General features: G+C 72.0%; 18 protein-coding genes. 13 read left to right on the forward strand and 5 right to left on the reverse strand.

Going from position 1 to position 17724, the window contains the following annotated elements:
• Positions 1–363 precede the first annotated feature (363 nt).
• Genes AB0K28_RS32780 through AB0K28_RS32795 form a run of 4 tightly spaced genes read left to right on the forward strand, consistent with a single transcriptional unit; the run spans position 364 to position 3327 of the window.
• Entirely contained in the window at positions 364–1293 is a 930-nt protein-coding gene (locus AB0K28_RS32780; RefSeq protein WP_364377614.1) for a metal ABC transporter substrate-binding protein, read from the forward strand.
• Complete coding sequence (locus AB0K28_RS32785; protein ID WP_345409624.1) at positions 1290–2069, forward strand: metal ABC transporter ATP-binding protein; 780 nt, start codon at positions 1290–1292, stop codon at positions 2067–2069. The genes AB0K28_RS32780 and AB0K28_RS32785 overlap by 4 nt, the downstream gene beginning before the upstream one ends.
• Positions 2069–2941, forward strand: coding sequence for a metal ABC transporter permease (locus tag AB0K28_RS32790; RefSeq protein ID WP_364377846.1), 873 nt, complete (start codon positions 2069–2071; stop codon positions 2939–2941). Before AB0K28_RS32785 ends, AB0K28_RS32790 begins: the two co-directional genes overlap by 1 nt.
• A complete protein-coding gene (locus tag AB0K28_RS32795; protein WP_345399302.1) occupies positions 2938–3327 on the forward strand; it encodes a transcriptional repressor in 390 nt (129 codons plus the stop codon). The genes AB0K28_RS32790 and AB0K28_RS32795 overlap by 4 nt, the downstream gene beginning before the upstream one ends.
• On the opposite strand, the gene AB0K28_RS32800 is transcribed toward AB0K28_RS32795, so the two are convergent.
• Positions 3314–4324, reverse strand: a complete 1011-nt coding sequence (locus AB0K28_RS32800; RefSeq protein ID WP_364377617.1) for a DMT family transporter — start codon at positions 4322–4324, stop codon at positions 3314–3316. The genes AB0K28_RS32795 and AB0K28_RS32800 overlap by 14 nt on opposite strands.
• Before the next feature lie 71 nt (positions 4325–4395).
• Here AB0K28_RS32800 and AB0K28_RS32805 point away from each other — a divergent pair, with 71 nt between their 5' ends.
• Both AB0K28_RS32805 and AB0K28_RS32810 read left to right on the forward strand, forming a co-directional pair.
• Complete coding sequence (locus tag AB0K28_RS32805; RefSeq protein ID WP_364377619.1) at positions 4396–4944, forward strand: CGNR zinc finger domain-containing protein; 549 nt, start codon at positions 4396–4398, stop codon at positions 4942–4944.
• Between the two features lie 76 nt (positions 4945–5020).
• A complete protein-coding gene (locus AB0K28_RS32810; protein ID WP_364377621.1) occupies positions 5021–5293 on the forward strand; it encodes a hypothetical protein in 273 nt (90 codons plus the stop codon).
• A 50-nt stretch (positions 5294–5343) separates the two neighbouring features.
• Here the strand turns inward: AB0K28_RS32810 and AB0K28_RS32815 are convergent, their stop codons facing one another.
• Both AB0K28_RS32815 and recO read right to left on the reverse strand, forming a co-directional pair.
• Positions 5344–6171: an isoprenyl transferase gene (locus AB0K28_RS32815; RefSeq protein ID WP_364377623.1), complete on the reverse strand. Its 828-nt coding sequence runs from the start codon at positions 6169–6171 to the stop codon at positions 5344–5346.
• Positions 6114–6848 (reverse strand): DNA repair protein RecO, encoded by a 735-nt coding sequence (gene recO, locus AB0K28_RS32820; RefSeq protein WP_345399287.1) that lies wholly within the window; start codon positions 6846–6848, stop codon positions 6114–6116. The genes AB0K28_RS32815 and recO overlap by 58 nt, the downstream gene beginning before the upstream one ends.
• 151 nt (positions 6849–6999) lie before the next feature.
• Between recO and AB0K28_RS32825 the strand changes: the two genes are divergently transcribed.
• The 5 genes from AB0K28_RS32825 (at position 7000) to AB0K28_RS32845 (ending at position 12418) form a co-directional block, all read left to right on the forward strand.
• Positions 7000–8556: a CDP-alcohol phosphatidyltransferase family protein gene (locus AB0K28_RS32825; protein WP_364377626.1), complete on the forward strand. Its 1557-nt coding sequence runs from the start codon at positions 7000–7002 to the stop codon at positions 8554–8556.
• A complete protein-coding gene (locus tag AB0K28_RS32830) occupies positions 8553–9272 on the forward strand; it encodes a DUF5941 domain-containing protein (RefSeq protein ID WP_364377628.1) in 720 nt (239 codons plus the stop codon). Before AB0K28_RS32825 ends, AB0K28_RS32830 begins: the two co-directional genes overlap by 4 nt.
• Positions 9273–9403: 131 nt before the next feature.
• On the forward strand, positions 9404–10150 hold the full coding sequence (locus AB0K28_RS32835) for a hypothetical protein (RefSeq protein WP_364377630.1): 747 nt from the start codon (positions 9404–9406) through the stop codon (positions 10148–10150).
• A complete protein-coding gene (locus AB0K28_RS32840; protein WP_345399275.1) occupies positions 10150–10866 on the forward strand; it encodes a vWA domain-containing protein in 717 nt (238 codons plus the stop codon). Before AB0K28_RS32835 ends, AB0K28_RS32840 begins: the two co-directional genes overlap by 1 nt.
• Positions 10867–11026: 160 nt before the next feature.
• A complete protein-coding gene (locus AB0K28_RS32845) occupies positions 11027–12418 on the forward strand; it encodes a glycoside hydrolase family 16 protein (RefSeq protein ID WP_364377632.1) in 1392 nt (463 codons plus the stop codon).
• Between the two features lie 39 nt (positions 12419–12457).
• On the opposite strand, the gene AB0K28_RS32850 is transcribed toward AB0K28_RS32845, so the two are convergent.
• The gene (locus tag AB0K28_RS32850) at positions 12458–13642 is read right to left on the reverse strand and encodes a hypothetical protein (RefSeq protein ID WP_364377634.1); all 1185 of its coding nucleotides are present in this window, start codon (positions 13640–13642) and stop codon (positions 12458–12460) included.
• Positions 13643–13741: 99 nt separating this feature from the next.
• Here AB0K28_RS32850 and AB0K28_RS32855 point away from each other — a divergent pair, with 99 nt between their 5' ends.
• Positions 13742–14743 carry a 2-oxoglutarate and iron-dependent oxygenase domain-containing protein gene (locus tag AB0K28_RS32855; RefSeq protein ID WP_364377636.1) on the forward strand — a complete coding sequence of 334 codons (1002 nt, stop codon included), beginning with the start codon at positions 13742–13744 and terminating at the stop codon, positions 14741–14743.
• Here AB0K28_RS32855 and AB0K28_RS32860 read toward each other — a convergent pair.
• On the reverse strand, positions 14740–17094 hold the full coding sequence (locus AB0K28_RS32860; RefSeq protein ID WP_364377638.1) for a GH1 family beta-glucosidase: 2355 nt from the start codon (positions 17092–17094) through the stop codon (positions 14740–14742). The genes AB0K28_RS32855 and AB0K28_RS32860 overlap by 4 nt on opposite strands.
• 92 nt (positions 17095–17186) lie before the next feature.
• On the opposite strand from AB0K28_RS32860, the gene AB0K28_RS32865 reads away from it, so the two are divergent.
• Complete coding sequence (locus tag AB0K28_RS32865) at positions 17187–17672, forward strand: Lrp/AsnC family transcriptional regulator (RefSeq protein WP_345399260.1); 486 nt, start codon at positions 17187–17189, stop codon at positions 17670–17672.
• Positions 17673–17724: the final 52 nt, after the last annotated feature.

The following is a 17724-nucleotide window of genomic DNA, read 5'->3' on the forward strand; positions in this document are numbered from 1 at the left end:
GCCGCACTCCGTGCGGCGGGCTCGGTCGCCCCTGACGCCACCGCCTTCCCCCGCTCTGGTCGCTCCGCTCCCGCCGCTCCTCCAGGCGACGGCGGCATCCCACCTGTCTCATTGCCGCACTCCGTGCGGCGGGCTCGGTCGCCCCTGACGCCACCGCCTTCCCCCGCTCTGGTCGCTCCGCTCCCGCCGCTCCTCCAGGCGACGGCGGCTCCCTCGCGGGGTCACTTCCCTTCCTTCTCAAAGGGACCGCACCACGTGCGGTGGGGAAGTCGCCGGATGGCGCCAGCCAGGCCGTCACCCCCTGAAGCGTCCCGACTCGGGGGATTTTGACAACCATTTTCATTTTGGCGCATACTGACTCACATGATGTCAGGATTTTCCCGGTCGTGGACTGTCGGCCTGCTGGCCACAGCCGCGCTGCTCACCACCACTGCCTGCGGTTCCGGTACGGCGGACACCTCCGCCGGGTCCGAGGGCGGCAAGCCCGAAGTGATCGCCGCCTTCTACCCGCTGCAGTGGCTGAGCGAGCAGATCGGAGGATCCGACACCCAGGTGAGCGTGCTGACCGCCCCCGGCGTCGAGCCGCACGACCTGGAGCTGGGCATCCAGCAGGTCACCCAGCTGAAGAACGCCGCACTCACCGTCTACATCAAGGGCATCCAGCCCGCCGTGGACGACGCCGTGGACCCGGAGACGAGCTTCGACGCCGCCACGGCCGTCCAGACGATCCCCGCGGGTGAGCACGAGGAGGAGCACGCCGGGGAAGAGCACGACCACGAGGTCGCGTACGACCCGCACATCTGGCTCGACCCCGCCCGCCTGGCCACCGTCGCCACCAAGCTCGGGGAGCGGCTCGCCACCGCCGACCCCGCGCACGCCCAGGGCTACAAGGACCGCGCCGCCAAGACGGCCGCCACGCTGGGCACCCTCGACCAGGAGTTCTCCAAGGGCCTCGGCGCGTGCCGCACCAAGACGATGGTGACCGCGCACGAGGCGTTCGGCTACCTCGCCGACCGCTACGGGCTCAAGCAGGTCGGCATCACGCTCGACCCCGAGACCGAGCCTTCCCCCACCCGCCTGTCGGAGGTCGGCAAGCTGGCCAAGGCGGAGGGCGTCACCACCATCTTCACCGAGTCCCTGGTCAGCCCGAAGGTGGCCGAGGTGCTGGCGAGCCAGGTCGGCGCCAAGACGGCGGTGCTCGACCCGCTGGAGAGCAAGCCCTCGGGCGACTTCGTCTCAGCCATGCGCGATAACCTCAAAACCCTACAAACAGCACTGGGGTGTACGTCATGACGGAAACGGCCTTCGCGATGACCGGCGGCCGGGTCACCTTCGATGGCAAGCCCGTCCTTCGAGGGATCGACCTGACCGTCTGTCCCGGGGAGGTCGTGGCCCTGCTCGGCGCCAACGGCTCGGGCAAGTCGACGCTGGTCCGCGCGCTGCTCGGCCTCACGCCGCTGACCGGCGGCACGACCTTGATGTACGGCACCCCGCCGGCCAGGTTCCGCGACTGGTGGCGCATCGGCTACGTGCCGCAGCGCCTCCAGGTGGGCGGCGGCGTGCCCGCGACCGTCCGCGAGGTGGTCGCCTCCGGCCGCGTCGCCAGGCAGCGCCGCCTGCGCAGGACGAGCGCGGCCGACAAGGCGGCCGTGGCGAGCGCCCTCGAGGCCGTGCGCCTGGCGGACCGGGCCGGCGACCCCGTCCAGTCGCTGTCGGGGGGCCAGCAGCAGCGGGTGCTCATCGCCCGCGCGCTGGCCGGGGAGCCCGACACGTACGTGATGGACGAACCCACCGCCGGCGTGGACGCCGACACCCAGCAGCTGCTCGCCGACACCCTGGGCGGGCTGGTCCGCGAGGGCAAGACGGTCGTCCTGGTGGCCCACGAGCTGGGCCCGCTGGAGCCGATCATCACGCGCGGCGTGGTGATCCGCGAGGGCCGCGTCGCCCACGACGGGCGGCCGCCCCGGCCCGAGGGCGAGTGCGCGCGGCCGGGACACGAGCACCAGCACCCGCACGCCGCCGAACCCGTCGGCGGCCCGCTGACCGGGTGGCAAGGGGAACCAAGGTGATCTTCGAACTTCTGCAGGAACAGCTCTTCCAGCTCGCGCTCATCGCGGCGCTGCTGGTCGGGCTCTGCGCGCCCGCCGTGGGCACGTTCATCGTGCAGCGCAGGCTGGCGCTGCTCGGCGACGGCGTCGGCCACATCGCGCTGACCGGCGTCGCGCTGGGGTTCCTGACCGGCAGCGCGCCCGTGCTCACCGCCGTTCTCGTGTCCATCGCCGGCGCCGTGGCCATCGAGCTGGTCAGGGCGCGCGGGCGCACCAGCGGCGACGTGGCGCTGGCGCTGATGTTCTACGGCGGCATCGCGGGCGGCGTCATGCTCATGGCCATCGCGCCCGGCGGCAGCAACGCCAAGCTCAACTCCTACCTGTTCGGCGCCATCGCCAGCGTCACCGTCGAGGACATCTGGGTGGTCGCCGCGCTCGCCGTGGCCGTGCTCGCGGTCGTCCTGATCTTCGGCAGGGAGCTGTTCGTGCTCTGCCAGGACGAGGAGATGGCCAAGGCCAGCGGCCTGCCCGTACGGTTCCTGAGCCTGCTCATCGCCGTCACCGCCGCGCTCACCGTGGTCATCGCCATGCGCGTGGTCGGCCTGCTGCTCGTCAGCGCCCTCATGGTGATCCCCGTGGCCACCAGCCAGCAGCTCACCCGCGGGTTCCGTACCACGATGGGGCTGGCCATGCTGTTCGGGGTGCTCGCCTCCGTGGGCGGCCTGCTCGCCTCCACCTACTCCGCCAAGGTGCCGCCGGGGGCCGCGATCGTGCTTCTTGCGCTCGCCGGCTTCGTCCTGGCGCTCGGGGTCGGTAAATTCGTACGTCGAGGGCGTACCCAGGAGTCGACATTGAGCGAGCGGCCAAAGCTGCGCATCGAGGAGGTCGCATGACGACGAGGCGCGATGCCGTGCATGACACCCTGCGCAGGAGCGAGGGGTTCCGCAGCGCGCAGGACGTCTATGCCGAGATGCGCCTGCACGGCGCCAAGATCGGGCTGACGACCGTCTACCGCGCGCTCCAGGCCCTGGCCGACGGCGGCCAGGTCGACGTGCTGCGCACCGACGACGGCGAGTCCGTCTACCGCGCCTGCGCCACCGACACCCACCACCACCATCTGGTGTGCCGCCGCTGCGGGCGCACGGTCGAGGTGGCGGGGCCCGCCGTCGAGCGGTGGGCGGAGATGGTGGGCAGCGAGCACGGCTTCACCGAGATCACGCACACGGTCGAGGTGTTCGGCACCTGCGCGGGCTGCTCGACGGCGGTCAGGTCGAGCTGACCGGCCCCGCGCCCGGCTCCTCGGCCGCCCGCACCGGCACCGCGTCCGGTTCCGGCCTCGCGTCCGGTTCCCGTACCGCGTCCGCACCCGGCCGCCCGGTCGCTTGACCCGGTTCCCCGGCCTGCTCGGGTGACGGGGTGCGACGGGAGCCGTACAGGACACCCAGCACGATCACCGCGCACCCGGCGAGCTGCAGCACCGACGGCCGCTCGCCCAGCGCGAGCGCGCCGATCGCCACCGTCGTCATGGGCTGGATGAGCAGCAGCAGCGCGGTCAGCGCGGCGGGCTGGCGCGGCAGCGAGTACGTGATCAGCGACCACCCGAGCACCTGCGGCCCCAGCGCGAGCAGCAGCAGCCACCAGTGACCCGGCCAGGTGGGCACCAGGTCGGCGCCGCCGAACAGCGGGCTCAGCACCGCCATGACGACGGTGGCCACCACGGTCGCGTGCGCCAGCGGCCCGGCCGCGCGATCGCCCCCGCCGCCCTTCATCAGCAGCAGGAACACGGCGTACGACACGGACGTCGCCAGCCCCGCCAGCACCCCCTTGAGCGGGTCGCTGCCGTAGGCGGCGCTGTCGAACACCCCGGAGATCAGCACGACGCCGGTGAAGACGACCGGCGTACCGAGCATGAGGCGGGTGGACGGCCGCTCACCGAACAGCCCCCACGCCGCGAACGCCACCAGGAACACCTGCAGGTTGCCCAGCACGGTCGCGAGGCCCGCCCCCACGTAGTCGATCGCGTGGTGCCAGAACAGCAGGTCGAACGCGAACGCCACGCCCGCCGCCCACGCCGCGGGCAACGCCCTGCGCGGCAGGGGCCCCAGCCTGCGCCGTTCGCGCCAGGCGAGGAACAGCAGCGGAGGTACGGCGTACGCGCAGCGGAACACCGCCGAGGTGGCGGGCGACACCTCGGACAGCCGGACCAAGGGGGCCGAGGTGGAGATGATGAGCGCTCCGGCGATCGCGATCAGCACGATACGGCGATGTGCGCTCACCGAAACCCCCGAAGTCCCGTATAGGAGATACGCTGCGACCACGCTAGATCCCGGCGCGGACAGGAGTCAACATGCCGTTTGGCCATGACATGGTGCATGCATTGGCCACCGTCGTCGAGCTGGTCAACACCTCGCCTTCCACCGGAGGCGACGAAGGACTGGCCGGCCTGGACGACCTCCAGGCGTTCGTGGAGTCACGCCAAGTCAGCGGCATCGACAAGATCACCGCCCGCGACCTCGGCCAGGTCCGCATGGTGCGGGAGGCGTTCCACCGTGTCTTCACCGCCCCCGACCAGCCCACGGCCGTACGCACCCTCAACGCCCTGCTCGCCGAGACCCGCATCACGCCCCGCCTCACCGAGCACGACGGCCACCCGCTGCACGTCCACTACTTCGCCGCCGACGCCAGCCTCGCCGAACACGTGGCCGCCGACTGCGGCGTCGCCCTGGCGCACCTGCTGGTCGAAGGCGAGGCCGAACGCCTGCGCACCTGCTCGGCCCCCGACTGCGACCGCGTCTTCGTCGACGAGTCCCGCAACCGCTCCCGCGTCTACTGCGACAGCCGCACCTGCGGCAACCGCATGCACGTAGCCGCCTACCGCGCCCGCCGCCGCGCCTGACCCGTACTCGAACCACGCTCGAACCCGCGAACGAGCCGCTCGTTGCGCCTGGAAAGCGGGGCTGGACGCCCCGAAGGTGTCCAAGTCGTCGTCGGGCGTCCGCAGGTTCACCTCGCTCGACCTCGCGCGCATCGCCGACCTGTGCGGCGTGTCCGTCGACTGGCTGCCCGGCGTGGCCCAGCCCACCCCCGCCACCTCGGCCCGCACCGCCGGGGCTCGCGTCACCCCATCCGGCGCCACCGGCCATCGGCGCCAGCCCTCCGAGAACCGTCCTCTCCACCTCATGAGAGCCGTGGCAGGAGCCCGCGTGTGCCGCCGAATCAGGCGCAGCTGTGATCGGCGGGCCTGAGCTCGTCTGGAGGGCGGCGGGACGGAAGGCCGCCCTCAAGGGCTCCGAGGTCAGACCGGGTTGGGGAGGGCGCCGCCGTAGCGGCGATCGCGCTTGGCGAAGATTTCGCAGGCTTCCCACAGGTCGCGGCGGTCGAAGTCGGGCCAGAGGCGGTCGAGGAAGACCATCTCGGCGTAGGCCGACTGCCAGAGCAGGAAGTTGGAGAAGCGCTGCTCGCCCGACGACCGTATGAACAGGTCGACCGGCGGGATCTCCGGCTCGTCGAGGTAGCGGGCGAAGACCTTCTCATTGACCTTGCCGGGCTTGACGCGGCCGGCGGCGATGTCGGCGGCCAGCTTCAGTGCCGCGTCGACGATCTCGGCCTGCCCGCCGTAATTGACACAGAATTGCAATGTGAGCTTGCGGTTGGCCGTCGTCATCTCCTCGGCGGCCTGGAGCTCCGAGATGACGCTCTTCCACAGCCGGCCCGGCCGGCCGGCCCACCGCACGCGTACGCCCATGGCGTGCAGCTCGTCGCGCCGCCGCCTGATGACGTCGCGGTTGAAGCCCATGAGGAAGCGCACCTCGTCGGGCGAGCGCTTCCAGTTCTCGGTGGAGAACGCGTAGGCGCTCAGGTAGGGGATGCCCAGCTCAAGGGCCCCTTCGATGACGTCGAAGAGCGAGGATTCGCCCGCCTTGTGGCCTTCGGTGCGGGGCAGTCCACGGGCCTTGGCCCAGCGGCCGTTGCCGTCCATGATGATGGCGACGTGCTGGGGCACCAGCTCTCGCGGAATGGGCGGCGGGGTCGCCCCCGACGGGTGCGGGGACGGTGGTCGTACGTTCACGCGGGCTCCCTTTCGACGTGTCGGAGAGAGCGTATTCCGTGTTCGAGGTGCCATTGCAGATAGGCGGCGACCAGGCCGCTGCACTCGCTGCGATGGCGTGACTCCGAAGCGTCGGCGGTGGCCCAGTCGCCGCGCAGCAGCGCCGTCATGAGCCCGATGGTCTCACCGGCGGGCACCACGGCGCCGGCCGGCTTGCAGCCTCCGCACACCACGCCACCTGCGACGATGGCGAACGCCCTGATCGCGGGCGCCTGGCATTTGGCGCACGCGTCGAGGGCGGGCGCGTAGCCGGCCACGGCCAGGGAGCGCAGGAAGTAGGCGTCGAGCACCAGCCGGGCCTCGTGCCCGCGGTCGGCGAGGGTGCGCAACCCGCCCACGAGCAGCAGGAACTGCCGCAGCGCCGGCTCCTTCTCCCCCTGCGTCAGCCGGTCGGCGGTCTCGAGCATCGCGCTGCCGGCGGTGTAGCGGGGGTAGTCGACGGCCAGCGCCTCTCCGTAGGGTCTGATCGTCTCCGCCTGGGTGATGACGTCGAGCGTGCGTCCGGTGTGAAGCTGCAGGTCGACGTGCGTGAACGGCTCCAGCCTTGCCCCGAAGCGTGAGGTCGTGCGACGGACCCCCTTCGCCACCGCGCGGATCTTGCCGGTGCGCTTGGCCAGGATGGTGACGATGCGGTCGGCCTCACCGAGCTTCTGAGTGCGTAGAACCACGCCTTCGTCACGGTAGAGACTCACTCGCACATCTTACGGCCGACCTGTATACCGACGGACGAGACGTTACGGTCATGCTCTGGTGACGCGACTTTGCGTCACTCTCACTAGACTTTGACGCCTGTCCCCGCATTACCCGTTGTTCAACCCCCCGCTACCGCCTCGAAAGGGAGTCATGACCCGCGTGGTCCTGCTGGGTGCTTCGCCCGGCCCCGACATCTCTCCGACCGGCCTGAGGCTGGCCGCGCTGCCCGGTAATCCCACCGTCGCCGAGCGCCTGCGCGGCCAGCTCTCATCAATGGACCCGCGTTTCGCGACGGTCCAGACGGGCGATGTGGCCGCCGCTCTGCGCGCCGTGGCCGACGTCGCCGAGTCAGCAACGGAGAGCCTGTTCCTCATCCCGGAGAACTCTGTCGTCCACGACGAGCTGATCTACCAGATCACCAAGTCCAAGCGCGGTGCGCTGGCGCTCGTCGCGAAAGAGCCGCGTACGGGGGTGACGGAGGACAACGGCCAGGAGGAGACCGGGCCGGAGGAGCCCGTCACCGAGGACGAGGGTCCCGGAGACCGCATCCCCATCGACGAGGCCGAGCCGGAGATCGGGCTCAACCGCGTCGAAGGGCTGCCGGTGCGGGTGCGCATCGGCAAGTCGCGCGTCGTCTCGGTCGGCACCGCCAACCACGCGGTGACCAGGCCCAACGGCGTGGTGCTCGGCCCGCTGCACATCAGCGCGCGCAACGCGCCGGTGCTCGCGCAGACGTGCCGCGAGCTCGCCGACATGGCGCACCGCTTCGGTGCCGACGACGACCTGATGCAGCTCATCGTCTTCGGCCTCGTACGCAACGGCGTGTCGGTCGGCATCCGCGGCCGCCGCGACCTGTTCTACCGCCGGGTCACCACCCAGGAGGAGATCAACGAGGCCGGCGCCGAGATGGCCGGCATGGACGAAGACCGCTCCAGGCTCAACAACGCGGTCAAGGGCGCCGACGGCTTCTTCACCACGTACTTCGTCTCCACCTACTCCCGCTACATCGCCCGCTGGGCCGCCCGGCGCGGCCTGACCCCCAACCAGGTCACGCTGATCTCCATCGCGCTCGGCGTGGCGGCCGCCGCCTGTTTCGCGACCGGCGACCGGCCCTGGATGGTGGCGGGCGGCGTGCTGATCTACTTCGCCTTCGTCTTCGACTGCGTCGACGGCCAGGTCGCCCGTTACGCCCGCAAGTTCGGCGTGCTGGGGGCATGGCTGGACGCCACGTTCGACCGGTTCAAGGAATACGTCGTCTTCGCCGGCCTGGCCATCGGCTGGGTGGTCTCCGGCCACGGCGACGAGATCTGGATTCTCGCGCTCGCGGCGATCGGCCTGCAGTCCGTACGCCACCTGCTCGACTTCTCCTTCGGCGCCGCCCGCCGCCGCAAGCCGCCGTCCCCCCTCCCCTCGATCCCCCTCGACTCCGCCGACGACCGCGAGCTGCGGCAGGCGCTCAGCACCCGTAAGGTGGAGCGGAGCCAGGGTGTCCGAGGCATGCTCAAGATGTGGACGAAGGCGGGCAAGTACCGCGCTGTCCACTGGGCGCGTAAGATGATCGTCTTCCCCATCGGCGAGCGTTTCGCGGCCATCGCGATCACCGCCGCCCTCTTCGACGCCCGGATCACCTTCATCACGCTGGTGATCTGGGGTTGCGTCGCCGCCGCCTACACCCTCACCGGACGCCTCATGAGGTCGCTCGTATGATCACCCACCCGCAGGCCATGGCCACCCCCACGCCGGATCCCGACGAGGAGCGCCGCCGCATCCAGACCGCCCGGCTCGTCGCCTATCGGGACGACGGCCCGCTCGCCCACGCCCTGTCCACCCGGATCGGGGCCGGCCTGCCACCCGTGCCCACCACGCTCGTCGCCCTGCTCGCCGTGGTCGCCATCACGGTCGCCGGGCTGCTGGAGCCGGGCCCCATCCTCCTGCTGCCCGTGGCCGTCGTGCTGCTGCTCGTGCTGCCCACGACGTCGCGCGACCACCTGGGCCGCTTCGACTGGCTCACCCCGCCGCTGGTGCGCGGCGCCGAGTTCTTCACCATCATCGCGATCGGCCTGGCCGCGGACGCGCCGAAGTGGCTGCTGTTCGTGCTGGTCTACGTCGTCGGCTACCACACCTACGACACCGTCTACCGCACCCGGCAGAGCATCTGGCCGCCCGCCTGGGTCTTCCGCGCCGGTCTCGGCTGGGAGCTGCGGCTGGCCATCATCGGTGTCGGTGCGGCGTTCGGTGCGGTGACGCCGGTGCTCGCGGTGCTGACGGCGTACCTGTTCGTGCTGTTCGCCGTCGAGAGCGTGACGAGCTGGGTGCGCCTGGACAAGGCGTCCGCCCAGGCCAGTGCCGACGCTGAGCAGGACCTGGAGGCCTCCCCTGAAGACGCCCTCGAGCAGGCCACGGGAGAGGCGGAGAAGGGCTGACCCGACGCCCGACCGCAGCTCCCGCCGCGGCGCCGTACCCCACGGGTGCGGCGCCGCGGCTTTTTCCTGTCACGCGGGCCTTTCGGCCACTTAGGCTGGGTTGAGGAGCACCTCGGGCCTGGGAGAGGCGGATGGCGTTCTTGCCACGGCTGTTCAGGCGGCACGATCCGCCGGCCGAGCGGGAGGAGGCGCGCCGCCGCGGGATGCGGGACGCGCTCCTGCACCCTCTCGGCGAGTTCACCGACCCGGAGTTCCAGCCCGCGTACGTCTCCGAGGTCAGGGCTCAGGCCCGCGAGGAGGTCACGCTGGTGGACCGGCGGCTGGCGGCCACGCGTACGGCGCTGCTGGAGCGGGCGCTGGGCGAGCGGGAGACGATCCTGCGCGAGCTGGGCAGGTCCGGCACCCGGCCGCCGCCGCCCAACGGGCACGCCCTGCCGGCGCCCGACGACCCCGACCCGTTCATCTCGATCGCCGAGGCCAGGGCGCGGCGGGAGGAGGCGCGGCGGCGCGCGGTCGTCGAGGGGTCGGAGGCCGCCGTGCAGCGGGCCCGCGCCCGCATCGAGCACCTCACGCAGGAGTGGGAGAGCGCGCTGATCGAGCGGGACCACGAGGTGGAGGCGGTGCACGCCAGGGCCGAGCTGCTGATCGCGGCGTACAAGAGCGGGGTGTTACGCGCTCATCCGCGCAAGGAGGAGATCCCGCCCCTGTGGAAGGGCGAGGTCGTCGCCATGACCGGGGCCGGGGAGGCGGCGGTGGCGGGGCGCGAGGAGATCGGGCGGATCCTGCGCGAGGTCGAGGAGCGCATCGAGGCCTGGCACGCCGGGGTCCCGCCCCCCGAGCTGACTCCCCCGCCCGAGACCCCTGAGGACAGTGGCTGATGGCGGGAGTGCGGAGGGCGGTGGCCGCGCTCAGCGGGCTGGTGCTGGCGGGTGGGGTGGTGGCGGGGTGCGGGACGGAGCCCCGCGCGGTGTGCGGGGCGATCGTGGACTCCACCACGTACGCCGACCCCGCCACGTCCAGGAACGACGTCACCTCGAAGCTCCCCGCCTTCGCCGGCGGGTGCGACTGGATCGGGTTCGCGGCGGTGACCGGCAGCTCGGAGAGCAGCACGTGCCGCCAGGGCCCGGTCTCCCTGGCGGCCACCCGGGCGGAGAACCCCAACGACAACCCGGTGGTGGAGGAGCGGGTCAGGCAGCACAGGATGCGGGAGGTGCTGCCGAGGGCGGTGGCGCTGTTCGACTGCCCCACGGAGGGCGATGGCTCCGACGTGCTGGGCGCCCTCCGTTACCTGGTCAAGCAGCTCGACGCGCGGCGGCAGCCGGACCGGCCGCACCAGGTCATCGTGTTCAGCGACCTGATCGACAACCGGGGCGAGCTGGACGTCAACCGCCTGAACCTGAGCGAGGACGGCCGCCAGCAGAAGATCAAGGAGCTGCGGGACGGCGGGCTGCTGCCCGACATGTCCGGATACTCGGTGGTGGTGCACGGCTTCCTGCGCGCGAAGACGTCGAGCCCCGACCGGTTCCCGCTGCTGGAGGGGTTCTGGCGGGAGTCGTTCGAGGCGGCGGGCGCGGCCACGGTCGACCTGCTCTGAGCCTGCGAGAGCGCTCTCCGCACGTCAGCCCAGGCGCTTTTCACAAGGGAGTCAGGAAGGGCGTGCGGAATGTTGACAGCAGGTAAGCCCAGCGTCCACACTGCGGAGAGAGCGCTCTCTCACGTCCCTCCGCACCCCCCATGGAGCGATGATGACCCGTGTGAACAGGCACAGGCGCCGCCTGGCGGCGGTCGCCGCGGCGCTGGCCGCACTCGGCGGCCTGCTCGTCCAGGTGGCCACCAGCGCATCGGCCTCCGTCCCCGCCACCCCGTCCGGCTGGTCGCTGGTCTGGGCGGACGACTTCAACGGCCCGGCCAGCACCCTTCCCTCCTCCAGCAACTGGATCATCGACACCGGCCACGGCTACCCTGGCGGCCCCGGCAACTGGGGAACGGGCGAGATCCAGCGCTACACCGACAGCACCGCCAACCTCAGCCTCGACGGCTCAGGCAACCTGCGCATCACCCCGCTGCGCAGCTCGTCGGGCGAGTGGACCTCCGCCCGCATCGAGACCAGGCGCGCCGACTTCAAGCCCGCCGACGGCCGCATCCTGCGCATCGAGAGCCGCCTGCAGATGCCGAACGTGACCGGTCAGGCCGCCCTCGGCTACTGGCCGGCGTTCTGGGCGCTCGGGGCCCCGTACCGGGGTAACTACTGGAACTGGCCGGCCATCGGCGAGTTCGACATCATGGAGAACGTCAACGGGCTCAACTCCGTCTGGGGCGTGCTCCACTGCGGCGTCAACCCCGGCGGCCCGTGCGAGGAGACCAACGGCCTGAGCGCCAGCCGCGCCTGCCCCGGCTCGACCTGCCAGTCGGCCTTCCACACCTTCCGCTTCGAGTGGGACCGCAGCGTCTCGCCCAACCAGCTCCGCTGGTACGTGGACGGCCAGCTGTTCCACAGCCTGAGCCAGTCCAGGTTCGACGCGACCACGTGGAACAACATGACCGGCCACGCCGGCTACTTCCTGCTGCTCAACGTGGCGATGGGCGGCGCGTTCCCGAACGCGCTCGGCGGCCAGACGCCGACCGCGGCCACCGTGCCGGGCCGGCCGATGGTGGTCGACTACGTGGCGGTCTGGCAGAGCGGTGGCGGCGGCACCGACCCGACCGACCCGCCGACCGACCCGCCCGGCGACGTCGACGCCCGCTCGACCATCCAGGCCGAGCGCTACTCGGCCCAGTCGGGCACGATCGTGGAGACCACCACCGACTCGGGCGGCGGCCAGAACGTCGGCGCCATCGCCAACGGCGACTGGCTGCGCTACGACGGCGTGAAGTTCGGCTCGACGCCCGCCACCCAGTTCAAGGCCAGGGTGGCGTCGGGCGCGGCGGCGGGGGTGAGCGGGCTCGTCCAGGTCAGGCTGGACAGCCCCACGGCGCCGCCCATCGGTGACTTCGCCCTGGCCAACACGGGCGGCTGGCAGAGCTGGCGGACGATCCCCGCCAACATCTCGGGGGTGACGGGCACGCACACCGTGTACCTGACCTTCTCCTCCGGGCAGCCGGCCGACTTCGTCAACGTCAACTGGCTCACGTTCTCGACGTCCTGACCGCAGCCGCTGGGGCCCCGGGCAGGGCCCCAGCGGCCGTCAGGCGGTGCGGCGGCGGGCGATGATCCGTTCTGCCCAGCTCGCCGCCTCCGGGTCCCGCAGCCCCTCCACGACGCCGCCCAGGTACGCCGTGGCCAGGCTGTCGAAGCCGCTGTCGAGCCGGCGTAACCGCCCGTCCCGCCGCCGCTCGGCCCCTTGCAGGTATTGGGCGATGCTCTCGGCGTAACTCGCGTCCCGCTGGTAGGCGGCCTGCGCGGCGGCGCACGCCGCGGCCTCGGCGTCGCGCTTGGCCCGCAGCTCCCACAGCCGCCGGTCGTTGGGGTTGTGCATGCGGCGGCCGAGGTCGGCGGCGATGAGCGCGGTGGCCACCAGCAGGGCCAGCAGCAGGGTCATGGTGGGCAACGACCCGACGCCCTCCGAGGCAGGCCCGATCTGCTCGCCGTCCACGACCAGCGGCCGGACGAGCGCGTCGCGGCGCAGCACGGCGACGGCGACGATGAGGCCGAGCCACACGAGCGCGGCGAGGACGAGCAGCCAGCGGCCCTTGGCCGGGCTTCCGTGCTCCTGCCAGGAACGGAACGCGCGGCCGTACATGTGGGGGGCCACCAGCATGATCAGGGCGGCGCCCGCGGCGAGCAGCGCGGTCATCGCGACGCTGTCGCCCCAGCTCAGGATGACCTGGTAGAGGATCGGAACCTCGACGATCAGCAGGAGCAGCAGCAGGAGCGCGGCGGGCAGCCAGCGGCGGACGACCGGCCAGCGGCTGCCGGAGATCGCGATCGAGCTGGGCCGGCCGTCGCCGGGGCGGCGGCTGGGCTGCTCCAGCTCGGCGACCTGGCGCCGGGTCTCGTCCAGGGCCTGCCTGGCCTCGCCGAAGGTCCGCTGCGACTCCGCGAGGCGGATCTTCTGCCCCTCGAACTCGGCCCGCGCCCGCTGGATCTCCTGCTCCGTGCGCTCCTCGATGGCGGCCAGCTCGGCCAGCCGCTCGTCCTCCAGCTCGTGGAAGCGCGGCACGCTGCCGGTCTGCAGGGTGAGCGTGTCGATCTGGCCGTCGGCGGCGTGGGCGCGGCCCAGCTCGCGTTCTGCGCGGCGGCGCTGCGCCCAGTCGGGCATGCGGTAGAGGTCGCCCTCGTACGCCACGGCGGGCGCGATGCGGGTGACCTCGTCACCGGGCTGGTCGGGCACGCGGGAACCGGCGCGGCGGTTGCGGCGGATGGGACGCATGGGTCCTCCCCAGCGGGCACGAGGGGTGCTGACTCCGATGCTAAATCCCGGGCCCTCGATGCCGTCGCCGATGGGCGAAATGGGGGAACAATGAGCCGCGTGAGCGATTTGCCGATCATCGACGTGTCCCCGCTCGTCTCTGGAGGCCCCGGCAACGAAGCGGGCAACGAAGCGGGCAACGTAGCGGGCAACGTAGCGGGCAACGTAGCGGGCAAGGCGGCCGTGGCCGAGGCGATCGGCGCGGCCTGCCGCGACAGCGGGTTCTTCTACATCCGCGGTCACGGCGTGCCCGCCGAGCTGATCGACCGGCTCGACGCCGCCGCCAGGCGTTTCTTCGCGCTGCCCGACGAGGTCAAGCAGGAGATCGCGATGGAGCGCGGCGGCCGGGCCTGGCGCGGCTTCTTCCCGGTCGGCGGCGAGCTGACCTCGGGCCGGCCCGACCTGAAGGAGGGCGTCTACTTCGGCGCCGAGGAGCCGCCAGGGCCGCGCCCGCTGCACGGCCCCAACCTGTTCCCCGCCCAGGTGCCCGAGCTGCGCGCGGCGGTGCTGGACTACCTGGGCAGGATGACGGAGGTCGGGCAGGCGGTCATGGCGGGCGTCGCGCTCAGCCTGGGGCTGGACGAGGGCTACTTCCGTACGGGCTACACGGCCGACCCGACCATCCTGTTCCGGATCTTCCACTACCCGCCTGGCCCGCCGGACGACGCCGACACGTGGGGCGTCGGCGAGCACACCGACTACGGCCTGCTCACCCTCCTCCTCCAGGACGCCAACGGCGGCCTCCAGGTGCACACGCGATCGGGCTGGGTGGAGGCGCCGCCGCTGGAGGGCACGTTCGTGTGCAACATCGGCGACATGCTCGACAAGCTCACCGGCGGCCGCTACCGCTCGACGCCGCACCGCGTGCGCAACCGCAGCGGCAACGAGCGACTCAGCTTCCCGTTCTTCTTCGACCCGGGCTGGGACAGCGAGGTGCCGCCCCTGCCGTACGCGCCGGGCCGCCGCTGGGACGGCCAGGTCGACTTCACCGGCACGTACGGCGAGTACCTGCTGGCGAAGGTGTCGAAGGTCTTCCCCGAGCTGTTCGAGCGGCAGATCTAGGCCGACCCGCGCACGACGAGCCGGGCGGGCAGCACGACCGAGGTGGTGTGGCGGCCCTCCAGCCGCGACAGCAGCAGCCGGGCCAGCGCCAGCGCCTGGTCGGCGACCGGCACCCGGACGGTGGTGAGCGCGGGCGTGGTGGCCGAGGCGGCGTCGATGTCGTCGAAGCCCACCACCGCCACGTCGTCCGGCACCCGCCGCCCCGCCTCGCGCAGCGCCCGCATGGCGCCGATGCCGAGCTGGTCGGTGGCGGCGAACACGGCGTCGAGCGCGGGGTCGTCGGCGAGCAGCCGCCGCATCGCATCGGCGCCCGCGGCCCTGGTGAGGTCGTCGGCGGGCGCCAGGTGCGGCTGCAGGCCCGCCCGTCGCAGCGCCGCCCGGTGCCCGGCCAGCCGGTCCTGGACGGTCACCAGGTCCATCGGCCCGCACACCATGCCGACGCGCCGCCGCCCCCGCTCCAGCAGGTGCTCGGTGGCCGCCGCCGCGCCGCCCGCGTTGTCCACGTCCACGTACGGCACCAGCGACGCGATCTCCGGCTTGCCGAGCAGCACGACCGGCACCCCGGTGCGGGACAGCCGCTCGGCCAGCGTGTCGGCCCGGTCGGGCGGCAGCAGCACGACGCCGTCGGCCAGCCGCGCCTCCACGTGGGCGACGATGCGCCGGTGGCTCTCGGCGGTGTCGGCGAGCATGAGCGTGATCTGCTTGCCGGCGCCTTCGAGCAGGCTGGTGACGTATTGGACGACGGCGGCGGTCAGCGCGTCGCCGCCGCCCTGCCTGGGCACCGACAGCACGAGCGCGACCGCGTTGGTCCTGCGGGTGACGAGGCTGCGGGCGGCCAGGTTGGGCACGTAGCCGAGCTCGTTGACGGCCCGCATGACGGTGGTCCTGACCTCGGGGCTCACCGACGACTCGCCGTTGACGACGCGGGAGACGGTGGCGCGGGAGACGCCGGCGCGGGCCGCCACGGTCTCCAGGGTGGGGCGCTTGGGCGGGGTCTCGGCCAGGCCGTTGCGACGTACGACGTCGCGGTACCACAGGGCGCTGTCCTTGAGGCGCCGCCGCTGGGTGGCGAAGTCGACGTGCACGAGGCCGAACTTGCGCTGGTAGCCGTCCACCCATTCGAGGTTGTCGAGCAGCGTCCAGGCGAGGTAGCCGCGTACGTTGGCGCCCGCGTCGAGCGCGGCGCGCAGGGCGCGCAGGTGCTCCTCGATGAAGCTGATGCGATCGACGTCGTGGATGCCGTCGCCGGTCACCACGTCGACGAAGTCGGCGCCGTTCTCGGTGATCATGAGTTCGAGCCCGGGGTACTCGCGGGTGAGCCGGCCCAGCAGCTGCGACAGGCAGCCGGGCACGATGGGCCAGCCCATGGCGGTCACGGCGGTGGGCACCGTGCAGAACAGCACGCCGTCGCTGCCCGGGTAGGCGGGGTCGGCGGGCTCGCTGGGCTGGGCCTGCACGACGAGCGGCGCGTAGTAGTTGACGCCGAGCAGGTCGATGGGCTGCCCGATGATCTCCAGGTCGCCGTCGTGGACGTGGCCGAGCCCGCCGTGCCGCTCGATGACCGGCAGCAGCTCCTCCGGGTACGCCCCGCGCAGCACGGGCTCCAGGAACTGCCGGTTGACCAGCGTGTCGATCCTGGCGACGGCCGCCGCGTCCTCCTCCGACGCCCGCCGGCCGGGGTCGCTCACCTGGGCGGGCGTCATGACGGGCGAGATGTTGAGCACGACGCCCACCTCGGCGGCGCCCGCCTCGCGCAGCGCCCGCACGGCCAGGCCGTGGCCGAGCAACATGTGGTGGGCGGCGGCGAACGCCTCGGCGGCCGACGTGCGGCCGGGCGCGTGGATGCCGGCGCCGTGGCCGAGGAAGGCGGCCACCCACGGCTCGTTCAGCGTGAACCAGGTGCGCACCCGGTCGCCCAGCCGCTGGTGCACGGCGGCGGCGTAGTCGGCGAAGCGCAGCGCCGTGTCACGCGACGGCCAGCCGCCGCGATCCTCCAGCGCCTGCGGCAGATCCCAGTGATAGAGCGTCGCGTACGGCTTGATGCCGGCGCCGACCAGCTCGTCCACCAGCCGGTCGTAGAAGTCCAGCCCGGCCGCGTTGGGTTCGCCGCCGCCGTCGGGGAAGATCCGCGGCCAGCTCATCGAGAACCGGTAGGAGCCGAGATCCAGCTCCCGCATCAACCGGACGTCCTCCGGATAGCGGTGGTAGTGGTCGCATGTCTCCACCCGGTCCACGGAGAAGGTGTCCCAGATCGACGGGCCTCGGCCGTCGATGTTCGTGGCCCCCTCGATCTGGAAGGCCGACGTCGACACTCCCCACTCGAAGCCCTCGGGGAAGCTTGCGGTGCTCATTTCTGCGGATACCTTCCAATCAACGATCAGCCGGCCCAGTCTCCCGCGCCCCCTCGTCGCGCGCCAGCCTGGCCAGGAGGTATACAGAGCGCGTGGAACTGGACCGGCTCGATCGTGACATCATCGCGGCGCTCGTGGATGACGCCCGCCAGACCTACGCCGAGATCGGCCACCGGGTCGGGCTGAGCGCCTCGGCGGTCAAGCGCAGGGTCGACCGGTTGCGGCAGGCGGGGGCGATCACCGGGTTCAGCGCGCGGGTGGCGCCGCAGGCGCTGGGCTGGACGACGGAGGCGTACGTCGAGCTGTTCTGCCAGGGCAAGACCAAGCCGTCGGACATCGCGCTGGCGGTGGCGAAGTTCCCGGAAGTGGTGGCGGCGGCCACGATCACCGGCGAGGCCGACGCGCTGCTGCACATCAGGGCCACCGACGTGCGGCACGTGGAGCGGGTGATCGAGCGCATCGCGGCGGAGACGTTCGTGGTGCGGACCAAGAGCGCGATCGTGCTGTCGCGGCTCATCGACACACCGCCGGGCGCCTCGGTGCCGGAGGCGCGCAACGAATCGCCCTTGATGGGCTGAGACAAGCAACGGATTCGCGCGAACGCGCAATGTCAAGCCCTTGGCCGCCCGA

This window comes from Nonomuraea sp. NPDC049504, from assembly GCF_040676845.1.
Classification (GTDB): Bacteria; Actinomycetota; Actinomycetes; order Streptosporangiales; family Streptosporangiaceae; genus Nonomuraea; species Nonomuraea salmonea.

What these genes read in the sequence shown, in the direction of transcription:
- AB0K28_RS32850 (WP_364377634.1), bottom strand. Translation starts at nt 13,642, where the DNA reads ATGCGTCCCATCCGCCGCAACCGCCGCGCCGGTTCCCGCGTGCCCGAC.
- AB0K28_RS32860 (WP_364377638.1), bottom strand. Translation starts at nt 17,094, where the DNA reads ATGAGCACCGCAAGCTTCCCCGAGGGCTTCGAGTGGGGAGTGTCGACG.
- AB0K28_RS32815 (WP_364377623.1), bottom strand. Translation starts at nt 6,171, where the DNA reads ATGGCACCTCGAACACGGAATACGCTCTCTCCGACACGTCGAAAGGGA.
- AB0K28_RS32825 (WP_364377626.1), top strand. Translation starts at nt 7,000, where the DNA reads ATGACCCGCGTGGTCCTGCTGGGTGCTTCGCCCGGCCCCGACATCTCT.
- AB0K28_RS32785 (WP_345409624.1), top strand. Translation starts at nt 1,290, where the DNA reads ATGACGGAAACGGCCTTCGCGATGACCGGCGGCCGGGTCACCTTCGAT.
- AB0K28_RS32780 (WP_364377614.1), top strand. Translation starts at nt 364, where the DNA reads ATGATGTCAGGATTTTCCCGGTCGTGGACTGTCGGCCTGCTGGCCACA.
- AB0K28_RS32830 (WP_364377628.1), top strand. Translation starts at nt 8,553, where the DNA reads ATGATCACCCACCCGCAGGCCATGGCCACCCCCACGCCGGATCCCGAC.
- AB0K28_RS32805 (WP_364377619.1), top strand. Translation starts at nt 4,396, where the DNA reads ATGCCGTTTGGCCATGACATGGTGCATGCATTGGCCACCGTCGTCGAG.
- AB0K28_RS32795 (WP_345399302.1), top strand. Translation starts at nt 2,938, where the DNA reads ATGACGACGAGGCGCGATGCCGTGCATGACACCCTGCGCAGGAGCGAG.
- AB0K28_RS32840 (WP_345399275.1), top strand. Translation starts at nt 10,150, where the DNA reads ATGGCGGGAGTGCGGAGGGCGGTGGCCGCGCTCAGCGGGCTGGTGCTG.
- AB0K28_RS32835 (WP_364377630.1), top strand. Translation starts at nt 9,404, where the DNA reads ATGGCGTTCTTGCCACGGCTGTTCAGGCGGCACGATCCGCCGGCCGAG.